The sequence below is a fragment of the Gordonia polyisoprenivorans NBRC 16320 = JCM 10675 genome (assembly GCF_000241325.1).
Classification (GTDB): domain Bacteria; phylum Actinomycetota; class Actinomycetes; order Mycobacteriales; family Mycobacteriaceae; genus Gordonia; species Gordonia polyisoprenivorans.
Map to the genome: position 1 here is coordinate 136,774 of NZ_BAEI01000011.1, position 14,175 is coordinate 150,948.

General features: G+C 67.2%; 11 protein-coding genes. 7 read left to right on the top strand and 4 right to left on the bottom strand.

Features of this window, described 5'->3' with window-relative positions; genetic code table 11:
• Positions 1-8 precede the first annotated feature (8 nt).
• Positions 9-1,613, bottom strand: a complete 1,605-nt coding sequence (locus tag GOPIP_RS04270; RefSeq protein ID WP_006368320.1) for a hypothetical protein — start codon at positions 1,611-1,613, stop codon at positions 9-11.
• A gap of 315 nt (positions 1,614-1,928) precedes the next feature.
• On the opposite strand from GOPIP_RS04270, the gene GOPIP_RS04275 reads away from it, so the two are divergent.
• Positions 1,929-4,436, top strand: a complete 2,508-nt coding sequence (locus tag GOPIP_RS04275) for a UvrD-helicase domain-containing protein (RefSeq protein WP_006368321.1) — start codon at positions 1,929-1,931, stop codon at positions 4,434-4,436.
• A 24-nt stretch (positions 4,437-4,460) separates the two neighbouring features.
• Here GOPIP_RS04275 and GOPIP_RS04280 read toward each other — a convergent pair whose 3' ends face one another.
• Complete coding sequence (locus GOPIP_RS04280) at positions 4,461-5,660, bottom strand: M23 family metallopeptidase (RefSeq protein ID WP_006368322.1); 1,200 nt, start codon at positions 5,658-5,660, stop codon at positions 4,461-4,463.
• Between the two features lie 406 nt (positions 5,661-6,066).
• On the opposite strand from GOPIP_RS04280, the gene sucC reads away from it, so the two are divergent.
• Positions 6,067-7,230 (top strand): ADP-forming succinate--CoA ligase subunit beta, encoded by a 1,164-nt coding sequence (sucC, locus tag GOPIP_RS04285; protein WP_006368323.1) that lies wholly within the window; start codon positions 6,067-6,069, stop codon positions 7,228-7,230.
• Positions 7,231-7,244: 14 nt separating this feature from the next.
• Positions 7,245-8,147: a succinate--CoA ligase subunit alpha gene (sucD, locus tag GOPIP_RS04290; protein ID WP_006368324.1), complete on the top strand. Its 903-nt coding sequence runs from the start codon at positions 7,245-7,247 to the stop codon at positions 8,145-8,147.
• Positions 8,148-8,244: 97 nt separating this feature from the next.
• Here sucD and GOPIP_RS04295 read toward each other — a convergent pair whose 3' ends face one another.
• Positions 8,245-9,204 (bottom strand): 1-phosphofructokinase family hexose kinase, encoded by a 960-nt coding sequence (locus GOPIP_RS04295; protein ID WP_006368325.1) that lies wholly within the window; start codon positions 9,202-9,204, stop codon positions 8,245-8,247.
• A gap of 80 nt (positions 9,205-9,284) precedes the next feature.
• On the opposite strand from GOPIP_RS04295, the gene GOPIP_RS04300 reads away from it, so the two are divergent.
• The gene (locus tag GOPIP_RS04300) at positions 9,285-10,226 is read left to right on the top strand and encodes a universal stress protein (protein WP_006368326.1); all 942 of its coding nucleotides are present in this window, start codon (positions 9,285-9,287) and stop codon (positions 10,224-10,226) included.
• Between the two features lie 66 nt (positions 10,227-10,292).
• On the opposite strand, the gene GOPIP_RS04305 is transcribed toward GOPIP_RS04300, so the two are convergent.
• Positions 10,293-10,754: an SRPBCC family protein gene (locus GOPIP_RS04305; RefSeq protein WP_006368327.1), complete on the bottom strand. Its 462-nt coding sequence runs from the start codon at positions 10,752-10,754 to the stop codon at positions 10,293-10,295.
• Positions 10,755-10,901: 147 nt separating this feature from the next.
• Between GOPIP_RS04305 and GOPIP_RS04310 the strand changes: the two genes are divergently transcribed.
• The 3 genes from GOPIP_RS04310 to GOPIP_RS04320 are packed head-to-tail and all read left to right on the top strand — an operon-like array spanning position 10,902 to position 14,147.
• Positions 10,902-11,735 (top strand): hypothetical protein, encoded by an 834-nt coding sequence (locus GOPIP_RS04310; protein WP_006368328.1) that lies wholly within the window; start codon positions 10,902-10,904, stop codon positions 11,733-11,735.
• A 4-nt stretch (positions 11,736-11,739) separates the two neighbouring features.
• On the top strand, positions 11,740-12,216 hold the full coding sequence (locus GOPIP_RS04315; RefSeq protein ID WP_014361155.1) for an RDD family protein: 477 nt from the start codon (positions 11,740-11,742) through the stop codon (positions 12,214-12,216).
• Positions 12,213-14,147 (top strand): carboxyl transferase domain-containing protein, encoded by a 1,935-nt coding sequence (locus GOPIP_RS04320; RefSeq protein WP_006368330.1) that lies wholly within the window; start codon positions 12,213-12,215, stop codon positions 14,145-14,147. The genes GOPIP_RS04315 and GOPIP_RS04320 overlap by 4 nt, the downstream gene beginning before the upstream one ends.
• Positions 14,148-14,175: the final 28 nt, after the last annotated feature.

Here is a 14,175-nt window from a genome sequence, read left to right on the forward strand (position 1 = left end):
GTGACGTCTCAGCCGCTCGTGTCGGACGACTCCGGCGCGTCGTAGTACACCGAGATCTTGCTCGAGTACCCGGCTTGGGCCACCAGCGCGGTGAGCGCGTCACTGGTCGACTGCTCGGCCACGTAGTACGCGATGCGGCCGTCGTCGCCGATGGCCTGCACCTGCTTGCTCATCTGATCGCGCAGGGTGGCCGTGCCCGCCCAACTCGGGTCGAAGGTGGTGCCCGTGACATGGGCGGCGTATCCGGGTGCGAAGGTCACCAGGTATGCACCGGCCGGGCCGTACCCGTCGAACAGATAGTCGCCGCGCTTGACGGCATAACTGCTCGGCAGGCCGGTGTGTTCGGAGGCGTAGGTCGCCGCAGCGGGCTGCTTGGTCCCGGTGCGCACCATGGTGAACTGACGCTGCGTGGCCTGCGTGTTGTCGTCGAGGTAGTCGCTGAGGGTATCGGCGCCGTAGTCGATGAACGGGAGGTAGGAGAAGGTCACGTTGGGTCGGATCGAACCGCCTCCGGAACCGAGATTGGTTGCGGTGCAACGGGTGGTGGCGGTCTTGTTGAAGTCGACCCGGATCACCGGGGTGCAGGTGCCGCCGAGGGCCCCGGCCGGCTGGCCGTTGACGATGAAGTTGACGGTCAGGCCGTAGTTCACATGCCCGGGCTTGTTGTCGGATCCGCGCCGCGGCGTGCCGTTGACGGTGAGGTCGTAACCGCACGCCACATTCGAGCAGTCACCGGTCTGCTTCCAGCCGACCTGGTCGAGTTGTCCGCCCGGCAGGTCGTCGATCGTCATACCGGGTACCGGCACCGACCCGAGATCGTTGGTGAGGCCCTTCTGCTGGGCGAAGATCGGCGAGATCTGATCGAAGGACAGCGGTGTGACGTCGGTGTCGATGGTGGTGGTGACGTCACCGTCGCGGTACTGCCCCTTGAGATGGCTGATCGCCTTGGTGTCGGAGGCGAAGGTGATCTCCCAGTCCCCGGCCTTGACCTTGTTGTCGGCGAGCGAGGTGATCGCCGGATCCGAGGTGGGCCAGAAGCGGGCGTCGGGGGTGTCCTTGTTGGGAGAGGGCAGCGGGGCGCCCAGCGACGGCGGATTGACGAGGTCGTTGTTGCCCAGGCGCCCGGCCAGCACGATCGGTGACAGCGCATACCCGAGGTTGGGCAGGCTCCACTCCGCGGAGGCCCACTTGTTGTCGACCGGCGACATGTCGACGTTGTCCGGGGTGGTGCCGCCGAGTACCGCCTTCCAGAAGGCGACGGGAGCCTTGGTGAAGTAGTAGTTGCCGATCTGGGTGTAGTCGCCCTGCTGGCCGTTGACGGTGATCGAGCCACTGACGTTGCCCGACAGCGCCACCTGCAGGTCGGAGAACTCGACGGTGAGGGTGGTGCCGTCGCCGTACTTGCGCGTCAACGTCCCCTTGTACTTGGCGCCCGGGCTGCTGCCGTATTGAAAAGCCGTCTGGTCCAGGCTGTTCTGCGCCCGGAACGCGGCCGTCGGCTCGGCCGATCCGGAGTTGCTCCATGGGATGAACGACAGGATCAGGGCGACGATCACCGCCACCGCCCCGACGCTGGTCAACACCAGTGCAGTGACCTTCGATGTGTTCTTCATCGCTCGCTTCCCGGGGCAAGGGTCATCGGGCGTGAGATCACGGCGATGTCCGTTTTCGGCCGAATGATGACAACACTAGACATCTCCGGCCCGGCTTCGGGAGGCCGCATGGGACGAATGAATGACTCCAGTGCTGCGCACCTTCACCCGTGCCTCCCCTGACCACGTGGGGGGGAATCCGCATCGTCTCGCACCGCAGGCCCCCCCGGACTCGGTGCGAGGGTCATCGTAACCGGTTCGTCCGACAGCGGAGGCCATCCGGGCGGCTTCGCCCCGCACAATCGTGTCGGTGGGCCGGAGTAGCCTGAGATACCGATGACCACCAGCTCCGCACCCAGTTCCGCACCCGCCACCGCGTCCGCAGCCGCCGCGCCGCCCGCCGCCTCGTCGGCTGCCGACGAGCGCGTCGAACGGCTCCTCGAGGGGCTGAACCCGCAGCAGCGCGCGGCGGTGGTGCACAGCGGTCCGCCGCTGCTGATCGTCGCCGGTGCCGGGTCGGGTAAGACCGCGGTGCTCACCCGCCGCATCGCCTACCTGCTCGCGGCACGCGATGTCACGCCGGGCCAGATCCTGGCGATCACCTTCACCAACAAGGCGGCCGCGGAGATGCGCGAGCGCGTCATCGGTCTCGTCGGCCCGCGCGCGGCCTACATGTGGGTCTCCACCTTCCACTCGACGTGTGTGCGCATCCTGCGCGCCCAGTCGGCGCTGCTGGAAAACCGCAACTCCAACTTCTCGATCTACGATTCCGACGACTCGAAACGTCTGCTGGGCATGATCATTCGCGATCTCGACGTCGACCCGAAGAAGTTCAGTCCGCGCGGTGTCGCGGTGAGCATTTCGAATCTCAAGAACGAACTGTCCGATCCCGACGACGCGCACGCCGCCGCCGGTGAGGAGCCGACCGCGCGCACCATCGCCGAGATCTATGCGGAGTATCAGCGCCGGCTCTCCGCGGCCAACGCCTTCGATTTCGACGATCTGATCGGTGAGACCGTCGCCCTGCTGCAGAGCCACCCCGACGTCGCCGAGTACTACCGTCGTCGTTTCCGCCACGTCATGGTCGACGAGTACCAGGACACCAACCACGCGCAGTACGTGCTCGTGCGCGAACTCGTCGGCCGCGAGGCCACGTCATCGGGGCTGGCGCCGTCGGAACTGTGCGTGGTCGGTGACGCCGACCAGTCGATCTATGCCTTCCGCGGGGCGACGATCCGCAACATCGAGGAGTTCGAGCGCGACTTCCCGAACGCCGAAACCATTCTGCTGGAACAGAATTACCGCTCGACGCAGACGATCCTCTCGGCGGCCAACGCGGTCATCGCGCGCAATCCGAATCGTCGGGACAAGCGGTTGTGGACCGACTCCGGCGACGGCGAGCTCATCGTCGGATACGTCGCCGACTCCGATCGGGAGGAGGCGACGTTCATCGCCACCGAGATCGAGCGGCTCACCGACCACACCATCGGCGGCGCACAGTCCAACAGCTATTCCGACATCGCCGTGTTCTACCGGACCAACACCGGATCGCGCGCGCTGGAAGAAGTGTTCGTCCGTCACGGCATCCCGTACAAGGTGGTCGGCGGTACCCGTTTCTACGAGCGCAAAGAGGTGCGCGACGTCGTCGCGTATCTGCGGGTGGTCGCCAACCCCGAGGATTCGGTCAGTCTGCGGCGCATCCTGAACACGCCGCGTCGGGGCATCGGGGACCGGGCCGAGGCGTGCGTCGCCGTGCACTCGGAGAACCGCGGGATCTCGTTCTACCAGGCGCTGATCGAGGGGGCGCAGGGTCAGGTCGGGTTGCTGAACACGCGCGCGGTCAAGCAGATCGGCGGCTTCGTCGACCTGATCGAGGGCTTGCGCAACGACTTCCTGACCACCTTCGGTGAGGGTGGTACGGAGGGCTCCGACGTCGCCGTCGCCGACGCCACCGAAGAGGGTGCCGACATCGGCGAACTCGTCGACGCCATCGTCGACCGCAGCGGATACCGCGCCGAGCTCGAGGGATCCCACGATCCGCAGGACGGCGCCCGGCTGGACAACCTCAACGAATTGATCTCGGTGGCAAAGGAATTCAGCCGCGATGCGGCCGAAGCCGCGCAAGCCGAGGTGGACAACGGCATCGACGAGGAGGCGGCGCAACTGCGCGAGGGTGAGCCCGAACCCGGTTCGCTGGCCGCCTTCCTGGAACGGGTGTCGTTGGTCGCCGATGCCGATCAGCTCCCCGACGAGGGTGAGGGCGTGGTCACGCTCATGACCCTGCACACCGCCAAGGGGCTCGAGTTCCCGGTGGTCTTCGTGACCGGTTGGGAGGACGGGCATTTCCCCCATCTGCGGGCCCTCGGCGATCCGGCGGAGCTCAGCGAGGAACGACGCCTCGCCTACGTCGGTATCACCCGCGCCAAGCAGCGGTTGTATCTGACCCGTGCGGTCACCCGCGCATCCTGGGGTCAGCCGGTGTCGAACCCCGAATCCCGCTTCCTGCAAGAGATTCCGCAGCATCTGCTCGATTGGCGGCAGACCGAACGGCGGCGTCCCGGACGCGGCTTCGGATCCTCGGGTGGGGTGTTCGGCCGTGGCGACGATCGTGGTTCCAGCGGTGCGCTGGGGCGTTCGTCGTTCTCCGCGGACCCGAATCGAGGGCGCAACAAGCAGATTCAGCTCGACGTGGGCGATCGGCACAATCATCCCAAGTACGGGATGGGCAAGGTCGTCGGCAAGGAGGGCAGCGGGGCGACCGAGCGGGTCGTCATCGATTACGGTGGCAACACCGGCCGCATCACGCTGCTGACGATCGGCGGGATTCCCGGCGAGAAGCTGTGACGGACGCCGAGCGGTGAGGGCGGGTCAGCCGACGTAGTTCGACAGCCGCACACCGTGCTCGGCGAGCCACGGTGCCGGGTCGATCTTGGTCTTGCCGTTCAGCCACACCTCGAAATGGCAGTGCGGGCCGGTGGATTGGCCGTCGCTGCCCACCAGACCGATGACCTGCCCGGCCTTGACGGTCTCGCCCTTGTGGACGAGGACGCCATTGGAATACATGTGGCCGTACACGGTGACGGTGCCGTCGGGGGCCTTGACCTGAATCCAATTGCCGAAGCCCGACGCCGGACCGGCCTCGAGGACCACACCGTCGGTGGCGGCGTGGATCGGGGTGCCCAGCGGCGCCGCGAAATCCAGACCGGCGTGCATGACGCCCCAGCGCATCGCATACAGCGAGGTCAGCTGATACTGCCCCAGCGGCACAGGTGAGACGAACTCCGGCGGCAACATCGCATTGATTCGTGCGGCCTCGGCATCGGCGAGTTGCTTGCCGACCTGCAACTGCTGGCCGTACATGCTCGTGTCGGGGGTGTTCGCCGACGCGGGCGCGATCCCGGGCCCGGTGTCGGCGGCTGCGGCGCCACCGACGTCGGCGGTGGGTACCGGCGTGGCCGACCCGGCGTCGTCGTCGGAGTTGATCTGCACCGCGGCGGCGGCCAGCGCGGCACCGGCGGCGACGGCCACCAGGGCGACGCGTCCGCTGCGCAGCGCGGTCGGGGGAGCGGCGATGCGGTGCTTGCCGCGCGATCGCCGTGTCGCACCCGCCGGGACGCGACGGAACGTCGGCTCCGCGGTGACCGTCCCGACCCGCTCGTCGGTCTCGTACTCATCGACCGTGTATTCGTTGCCTGCGTATTCGTCGACTGTGGCGCCGAGAACGTCGAAGGGCTCGTCATGGCGGTACTCGTCGAACTCACCCTCGGGGATGAGGATGTCCTGGGTGATCTCCGAGGTGGTGGTGCGGCGTGTGGAGCGTCGGCGACCGACCGAGGCCGAGCCGTCTTCGATGGGGGCCCAGTCATCGACGTCCCACTCGAAGTCGGCGGTGTCGCCGTACGTGGTCTCGTCGCTGTAGTAGATGTCGCTGCGGTCGACGGGGATGATCGTGGTCATCTCCTCGGCGGTCAGATCATTGATCCGCTCGTCGCGGCGTCGACGTCCGCCGACGACCGCGGTACCGGATACCGACCCGCCTGGGAAACCACGTTCCGCCAAGTCGTCCACCTCACCTCACGTTTGCGATACACCCAGGTGCCCGCGTTCTTTCGGCGTTACGGATGTGGCGCGATGGACCACTACGACCTGAGACTGCTTGCCGACGGTAACGAAATGATTGCGACAAGTCCAACCCTGGGGAGTGAAAACCCGGGATAAAGTGAGCTGGGTCACAGGCCGATGACGAGGTTCACACTGTGCTGAATTTGCGGTATTGGCTGGCGGATTCGCCGCAATGCGCCCGGCCGGATGGCTGACGGCGCCGGGTCGGCACCCGCGCGTGTCCCGACCGAGCGAGTGATCTGTCGCACAAGGTGAGGAGGTGTACCCAAACCGGATATGCGGCAGGTTTAAAGTCCCGTATGGCCCGCGTTACACCCAGACGAGCGGGCAAATCTACGAAATGGTGAGCTGAATGGATCTCTTCGAATACCAGGCGAAGGAACTGTTCGCCAAGCACGGAGTTCCGACCACACCCGGTCGTGTAACCGACTCTGCCGCCGACGCGCGCACGATTGCCGAGGAAATCGGCAAGCCCGTCATGATCAAGGCGCAGGTGAAGGTCGGTGGACGTGGCAAGGCCGGCGGCGTGAAGTACTCCAAGGACGCCGACGAGGCGCAGGCGAACGCCGAGAACATCCTCGGTCTCGACATCAAGGGCCATGTCGTCAAGAAACTCCTCGTCGCCGAGGCCAGCGACATCGCCGAGGAGTACTACATCTCCTTCCTCCTCGATCGCGCCAACCGCACCTACCTGGCCATGTGCTCGGTCGAGGGCGGCGTGGAGATCGAGGTGACCGCCGAGCAGAACCCCGACGCGCTCGCCCGCGTCCCGGTCGACGCCGTCAAGGGTGTCGACCTCGCATTCGCTCGCGAGATCGCCGAGAAGGGCAAGCTGCCCGCCGAGGTGCTCGACGCCGCCGCCAACACCATCCAAAAGCTCTGGGAGGTGTTCATCGCCGAGGACGCCACCCTCGTGGAGGTCAATCCTCTGGTCCGTACCCCCGACGACCAGATCCTGGCCCTCGACGGCAAGGTCACCCTCGATGAGAACGCCGACTTCCGGCATCCCGACCACGAGGCCTTCGCCGACCGCGACGCCACCGATCCGCTGGAGCTCAAGGCCAAGGAGAACGACCTCAACTACGTCAAGCTCGACGGACAGGTCGGCATCATCGGCAACGGCGCCGGGCTGGTCATGAGCACCCTCGACGTGGTCGCCTACGCCGGTGAGAAGCACAAGGGTGTCAAGCCCGCGAACTTCCTCGACATCGGTGGCGGCGCCTCGGCCGAGGTGATGGCCGCCGGTCTCGACGTCATCCTCGGCGACGAGCAGGTCAAGAGTGTCTTCGTCAACGTCTTCGGCGGCATCACCGCCTGCGACGCTGTCGCCAACGGCATCGTCGGCGCGCTGAACAAGCTCGGCGACGAGGCCAACAAGCCGCTCGTCGTCCGCCTCGACGGCAACAAGGTCGACGAAGGCCGCAAGATCCTGGCCGATGCGAATCACCCCTTGGTGACGCTCGCCGAAACGATGGACTCCGGCGCCGACAAGGCCGCCGAACTGGCGAGCAAGTGAGGGGCTAGAGAAACATGTCGATCTTCCTGAACAAAGACAACAAGATCATCGTCCAGGGCATCACCGGCGGTGAGGGCACCAAGCACACCGCACTGATGCTCAAGGCCGGTTCGAACATCGTCGGCGGCGTCAACGCCCGCAAGGCCGGCACCACCGTCGCCCACACCGCCAAGGACGGCTCCGACGTGGAGCTGCCCGTCTTCGGCAGTGTCGCCGAGGCGATCAAGGAGACCGGGGCCGACACCTCGATCGCCTTCGTCCCGCCGAAGTTCGCCAAGGACGCCATCATCGAGGCGATCGACGCGGAGATCCCGCTGCTGGTCGTCATCACCGAGGGAATCCCGGTGCAGGACAGCGCCTATGCGTGGGCCTACAACGTCGAAAAGGGGAACAAGACCCGCATCATCGGGCCGAACTGCCCCGGCATCATCACCCCGGGTGAATCGCTGGTGGGCATCACCCCGGCCAACATCACCGGCAAGGGTCCGATCGGCCTGGTCTCCAAGTCCGGCACCCTGACCTACCAGATGATGTACGAGCTGCGCGATCTCGGTTTCTCCACCGCCATCGGCATCGGCGGCGACCCGGTCATCGGGACCACCCACATCGACGCCATCGAGGCGTTCGAGAAGGATCCGGAGACCAAGGTCATCGTGATGATCGGTGAGATCGGTGGCGACGCCGAGGAGCGTGCGGCCGACTACATCAAGGCCAACGTCTCCAAGCCGGTCGTCGGCTACGTCGCGGGATTCACTGCGCCCGAGGGCAAGACGATGGGCCACGCCGGCGCGATCGTGTCCGGCAGCTCCGGCACCGCCCAGGCCAAGAAGGAAGCCCTCGAGGCTGCGGGCGTCAAGGTCGGCAAGACGCCGAGCGAGACCGCCACGCTGGCCCGGGAGCTCTACGAGGCTCTCTGACCCGCGGTCGGAGATCATCCCGAAACCCGCCTGCACGCGAGAACTCGTGTGCAGGCGGGTTTTTCGTTTGTGCGACACCGGTGAATGGTTGCGGTGGTCATTTCTGCGCTCCGGAGTCGGGTGCGGCTCGGTAGAGATGTTCGACGTCGTGCCGACGGCACGGTTCGGTTCCCGGGGTGAGTGTCGCCGCGGCACCGGCGGCGGCACCGTATCGGACGGCGTCGGGTAGTGGCCGGCCGCGGGCCAGGGCGACGGTGATCCCGGCGACCATGTTGTCGCCCGCCCCGACACCACTGCCGAACCCGGACCCGACCGGGACTCCGGCGACGTCGGTCACCTGATCGGTGGTCACCACCAGTGCGCCCGCCGCCCCGCGGGAGACGACGACGGCGTCGGTGATGCCCCGGGCGATCAGGGCTCGTGCGGCGTCGATCTGTGAGTCGGTCTCCGGCAGAGGCAGATCCAATGCTTCACGGAGTTCGCGAAGGCTCGGTTTGATCACTGCGGCACCCCGCACCCGCAGCAGAGCCGGGCCGTGGGTGTCGACGATCAGTGTGCACCCGTGCCGGTCCGCGATGGCCGACACCGCCGGGAAGAAGCCGTCCGAACATCCCGGTGGGAGACTGCCACTCACCACGAGATGCGTTGCGGTGCTCGCATACTCGTCCATGGCGGCGAGGCAGTGTTGCTCCTCGGTGGCAGTGAGGTCGGGGCCGGGCAACACGAAGCGGTACTCCTGGCCGGTCCGGACCTCGCGGACGGTCAACGATTCGCGGCTTGCTCCGGTGATGCCGAGGGGGCCCGTTGCGATGCCCTCGGCGGCGAGAAGTGCCTCGATGCGTGCTCCGGTGGGGCCGCCGCTGGTGAAGACCGCGGTGGCCGGCACACCGAGCCGAACCGCTGCCCGGGCTACGTTGATCCCGCCGCCACCCGGATCGTATCGGGGGCGCGAGCATCGCATCTTCTCCGTCGCCTGCAGGATCGGTACCGAGCTGTGGATGTCGAGCGCAGGATTCATCGTGACGGTCACGATGTGTGGTGTGGCTGGTGACTTCATCTCCTCTCCATGGTGCCCCGCGAATATGTCGGGCGGCAGATGCTTTTGGCCCTTTTGTCACCGCCGTGCGGTGGTGTCCAATGGAGGTGACGGACTCGGTTGGCGAGTCGGTCGACGAGGAGATCGGCAAGGAGCGGGTCATGGCAGTGAATGCCCCGATAGTGGTGGCGGTCGACGGGTCGGACACGGCGCTCGAGGCGCTCCGGTGGGGTGCTCTGGCCGCGGTGCGGGAGAACAGATCCCTGCGCGTGGTCGGCGTCGTCGAGACCGTCGCAGCGGGATATGCGCCGGGTGTGTTGATGACCCCGGCGGTGGCCGAGGCACTGCACGCCGATGCCCGCCGGGCGGTGGACGAGGCGATCGCCGCGGCCACCAAGGTGTCGGCGGACGTCGACGCCGAGGGCGAGGTCCGCGAGGGCAGGCCGGCCCTCGTCCTGCGTGAGATATCCAGTGGTGCACACCTTCTCGTCGTCGGTCGTCGTGGCCGCGGGGGTGTGGCCGGGTTGTTGCTCGGTTCGGTCAGCTCCGACGTCGCCGCACACGCCGATTGTCCGGTGGTGGTGGTCTCGGGTCCCGTACCTCAGACCGGTCCGGTGGTGGTCGGCGTCGACGGATCGGCGATCTCGCAGGCAGCCCTGGGCGCCGCCTTCACCCAGGCCGCCGAACTCGGCACGTCGTTGGTGGTCGTCAGCACCTATCCGGGATTCTCCGGCGAAGGGTTCTACGACCAGGATGAGGTGCTGGCTCAATTCCGGGACGGGACCACCGAATCCGTTGAACGTCAGGTCGCCGAGCACCGTCGCGACCATCCCGCCGCCGACACCGTGTCCGTCGAGACCGCGGTGGTCGCCGGCGATCCCGCGCCGCGCATCATCGAGGCCGCAGGTGATGCCCAACTGATCGTGCTCGGGAGCAGGGGGCGTGGCGGCTTCCGGGGGTTACTGCTCGGATCGACCAGTCAAGCCGTCCTGCACACCGCATCGTGCCCGGTGATGATCGTGCACTCCGAACGCAGCCGGTGAAAGACGTTGTCACACCGCGGTTGATGCGATAGCGCCTCGACTGCAGCGCGTGTGCAGCCGGTGCGGTCACGATTCGCTGACGGCCTTGAGCCGCGCGAGTCCTTTCTCGAAGTCCTTGCCGAGCAGTTTGTCGAAGAAGCCCAGTGGGGCGGCCACGCGGCTGAAGAGCGAATGCTTGCCGGTCATCGTCCACGTGACCTCGCTGACGCCGTCGTTCTCGGTGATGTCGAAGGCGCTGCGGCTCGTGGATTTCATCGGCTTCTCGAACACGACCCGGATCGCCACGTGGGTCGGCGCGGTGTCCTCGAGGATCTCCATGGTGCCCTTGCCCGCTTTCCGATTTCCCGACCACGCGTAGCGCGCACCCACGCCGAGCTCGGCTCCGGAATAGGTTCTCGACAGATCGGGGTCGAGGCCCTCCCACGGCGACCAATCGACCCATCGATGCAGATCATGGATGTGAGCGTGGATATCGGCGGCAGGCGCGGCGATCGTGGTGCGGCGCACCACGGTGTAGTTCTCGGCCATCGGACTTCCTGTTCTGTGGATCGGGGGCGTCCCGGGTGGACCCTGCGTGTTCTGGGTGGTGTGGGGATGCAAGTATGACCCTGCGTCCCGCCGAAAGTCATCGCGCAATCCTCCGGGTGGGGCTGTGGTGCGTGCGATAATCCGGCGGTGAGCGACACGGGTTCCCGACCGGGCGGGTTGGCGGCGTTGCTGCAGTTGCCCCGGCAGGTGGCCTCCGCCGCGGCCGACGCCGCCGAGCGCGTACCGGTTGCCGGTGGTGTCGTGCGTGTGGCGCGGCGCACCACACACGAGGTCCTCGACGGCGTCGGCACCCTCGCCACGGCGGCGGCGGGCACGTCGATCGGAGCGGTGATCCACGCCGTCGTCGACGAGCTCAGTTCGATGGACCTCACGCCGCTCATCGGTGCCATCGATCTGAATCGGGTCGTCGACGCGGTGGATCTCGACGCGGTGCTCCGCGACATCGACATCAACGCCTTGATCGCGCGACTCGACCTCGACGCCATGATCGGCCGGGTGGACATCGCAGCGGTGATCGACGCGGTCGACGTCGCCGCGATCGTCGACCACCTCGACATCGACGCCATCCTGGACAAGATCGACATCGATGCCATCGTCACCCGCGTGGATCTCGACGGCGCCGTGGAGCGGGTCGACATCGACGCCATCATCGCCCGCATCGATTTGATCGGCCTCGCCGACGAGATCATCGACGGCGTCGACCTGCCCGACATCATCCGCGAGGCGAGTACCTCGGTGACGACCGAGGTGATGACCGACGTGCGCAGCAGCAGCGAACGCGCCGACGACGCGGTGGCCGATCTCGTGAACCGGTTGCTCCGACGTAAGGTGGCCGCCCGGGTCGCCGACGCCGGGCTTGTCGACGATTCCCAGAACGGTGACAACACGAGCGGTGGGGCCCAGAGCGATGGGACACAGAGCGATGGGACCCAGAGCGATGGGACACAGAACGGTGCATGATCCAGTGTCACACCACGATTCGGCCGGGCACCCGATCGCTCGTCCGCACGTCGTCCTCGACACCGATCGCTCGGCCGGGATCGTCAGCCGCGCGATCGCGGCCGTCCTCGACCTGCTGCTGGTGCTCGCGGTGATGGGCGGGCTGTACGTCGGGTGGCTGATGGCCCGTCTGATCTACGACGTGCACCAGTTCTCGCTGCCGAGCGCGAACCCGTTCTTCACCGCGACGACCTTCGTCGCGGTGTCGGTGATCTACCTGACCGGGTGCTGGTGCGTCTCCGGCCGCACGCTGGGGTCGGTGGTGATGGGATTGCGGCTGGTCAGTCGGAAAGGCAAACCGCGCGTTCGGCTTCCGGTGGCGCTGATCCGCGCACTGATCTGTGTGTTCTTCTCGGTCGGGCTATTGTGGGTCATCGTCGATCCGCGTCGTCGCTCGGTCGCCGACCTGGTGGTGCGCACGCGCGTGGTGTATTCGCGGTGAGCGAGCATGCGGAACATCCCTCGGCGGCACAGCTGATCGACACGCTCGCCGACCCGGATTCGTGGGAGACGTGGGACGATTCACCGCCGGCGTCGGTCGTCGCCGATGCCTACGACGACCAATTGCGCCGTGCCGCTGAGAAATCCGGGGTCGACGAGTCGGTGCGGACCGGGCTGATCCGGATCGGCGGGACGCCGGTGGTGGTGATCGTCAGCGAGTTCGGATTCCTCGGTGGATCGATCGGACATGTTGCCGGACACCGCATCACCACGGCGATCCGACGCGCCACCGAGCACGGATTCGCCGTCGTCGGTCTGCCGTGCTCCGGCGGCACCCGCATGCAGGAGGGTACGCCGGCGTTTCTGCAGATGGCGGCGATCACCGGGGCGGTGACCCGGCATCGTGCGGCTGGTCTGGCCTACCTCATCTACCTGCGTCATCCCACCACCGGTGGTGTGTTCGCGTCGTGGGGTTCGCTCGGCGGGATCACCTGGGCGCAACCCGGAGCGCTCATCGGCTTCCTGGGTCCGCGGGTCGTTGCCGGACTCGTCGGCACGCCGATCCCCGACGACGTCCAGCGCGCCGAGAATCTCGTCCGTCGCGGCATCGTCGACGACGTCGTCGCACCGGAAGACCTCCGCGATCGGTTGCGCGGCGTCCTCGACGCGCTCGCTCCCGAGATCGCCGCCGACGCCGTTGCCGAGTCGGAAGTTGTTGTTCCACAAGATGCCCCGATGGAGCATGCGGCGCCCGGTGCCGAATCGGTGTGGTCGGCGGTGACCGCGACCCGGCGTCCCGGACGCGTCGGGGTCCGGGATCTGATCGCCGTGCCCGGGTCTGCCCTGGTGGGAGCCGGCGGGCCGATCGTGGTGGCGTTGAGCCGATTCGGTGGCCGATCCGCTGTGGTGATCGGACAGGACGCCGACCGGCAACGTGCCGGCGAGCTGATCGGGCCGCACCACCTGCGTATGGTGCGTCGCGCACTGACCTTCGCCGCCGAACTCGGGCTACCGGTGGTGACCGTCATCGACACCCCGGGCGCAGAGTTGTCGGTCGCCGCAGAGGAGGACGGACTTGCCGGTGAGATCGCCCGGTGTACAGCCGAACTGATGGGTGTGCCGACGGTGACCGTCTCGGTGTTGCTCGGGCAGGGATCGGGTGGGGCTGCGCTCGCGCTGTTCCCGACCGATCGACGGGTCGCGCTGTCGGATGCGTGGCTGTCCCCGCTGCCGCCCGAAGGCGCCAGTCTGATCGTCCATCGGGACGTCAGTCATGCCGCCGGTATCGCTGCGGGACAGCAGATCCTGGCGATCGAGCTGGCCGGGCTCGGGGTGTTCGACCGCATCGTTGCGGTCGGCGAGATGGAGGACGGGGAGATGGAGGACGGGGAGATGGAGGACGGGGAGGCGGGAGACGGTGTGGCCGCATCGGCGACCCGGATACGAGAAGTGATCGCCGACGAACTGCACTCGCTGTCCGCGCCGGACCCTGCTGCACGGTCCCGGGTTCCCGCCGCCCCGTCGCCGCCCGGGGCGATGACGCGCATCCCGGCGGTCGGCGCCATCGTGCGTGATGCGGCCGGCCGATTTCTGCTGGTCCAGCGTGGGCATGAGCCGCAGGCGGGTATGTGGACCGTGCCGGGCGGCAAGGTCGAGTCCGGAGAGACGTTGGAGCAGGCCGTGATCCGCGAGATCGCCGAGGAGACGGGCATCGCCATCGAGGTCGTCCGGGAGGCCTGGGTGGTCGACATCCCCGATCGGCGTGCCGGCGTGGTCTACGAGGTCCACGACTTCGTGGCCACCCCGTTGACCACGGACGTCGTCGCCGCTGACGATGCCGCGGACGCGGGGTGGTTCGACCGCGGACAGATGCGTGCGCTGCCACTGACGCCAGGACTGCTCGACCATCTCGACCGGTACGGGCTGCTGTGACGCCGGTGACGGACAGACCTCGCGTATT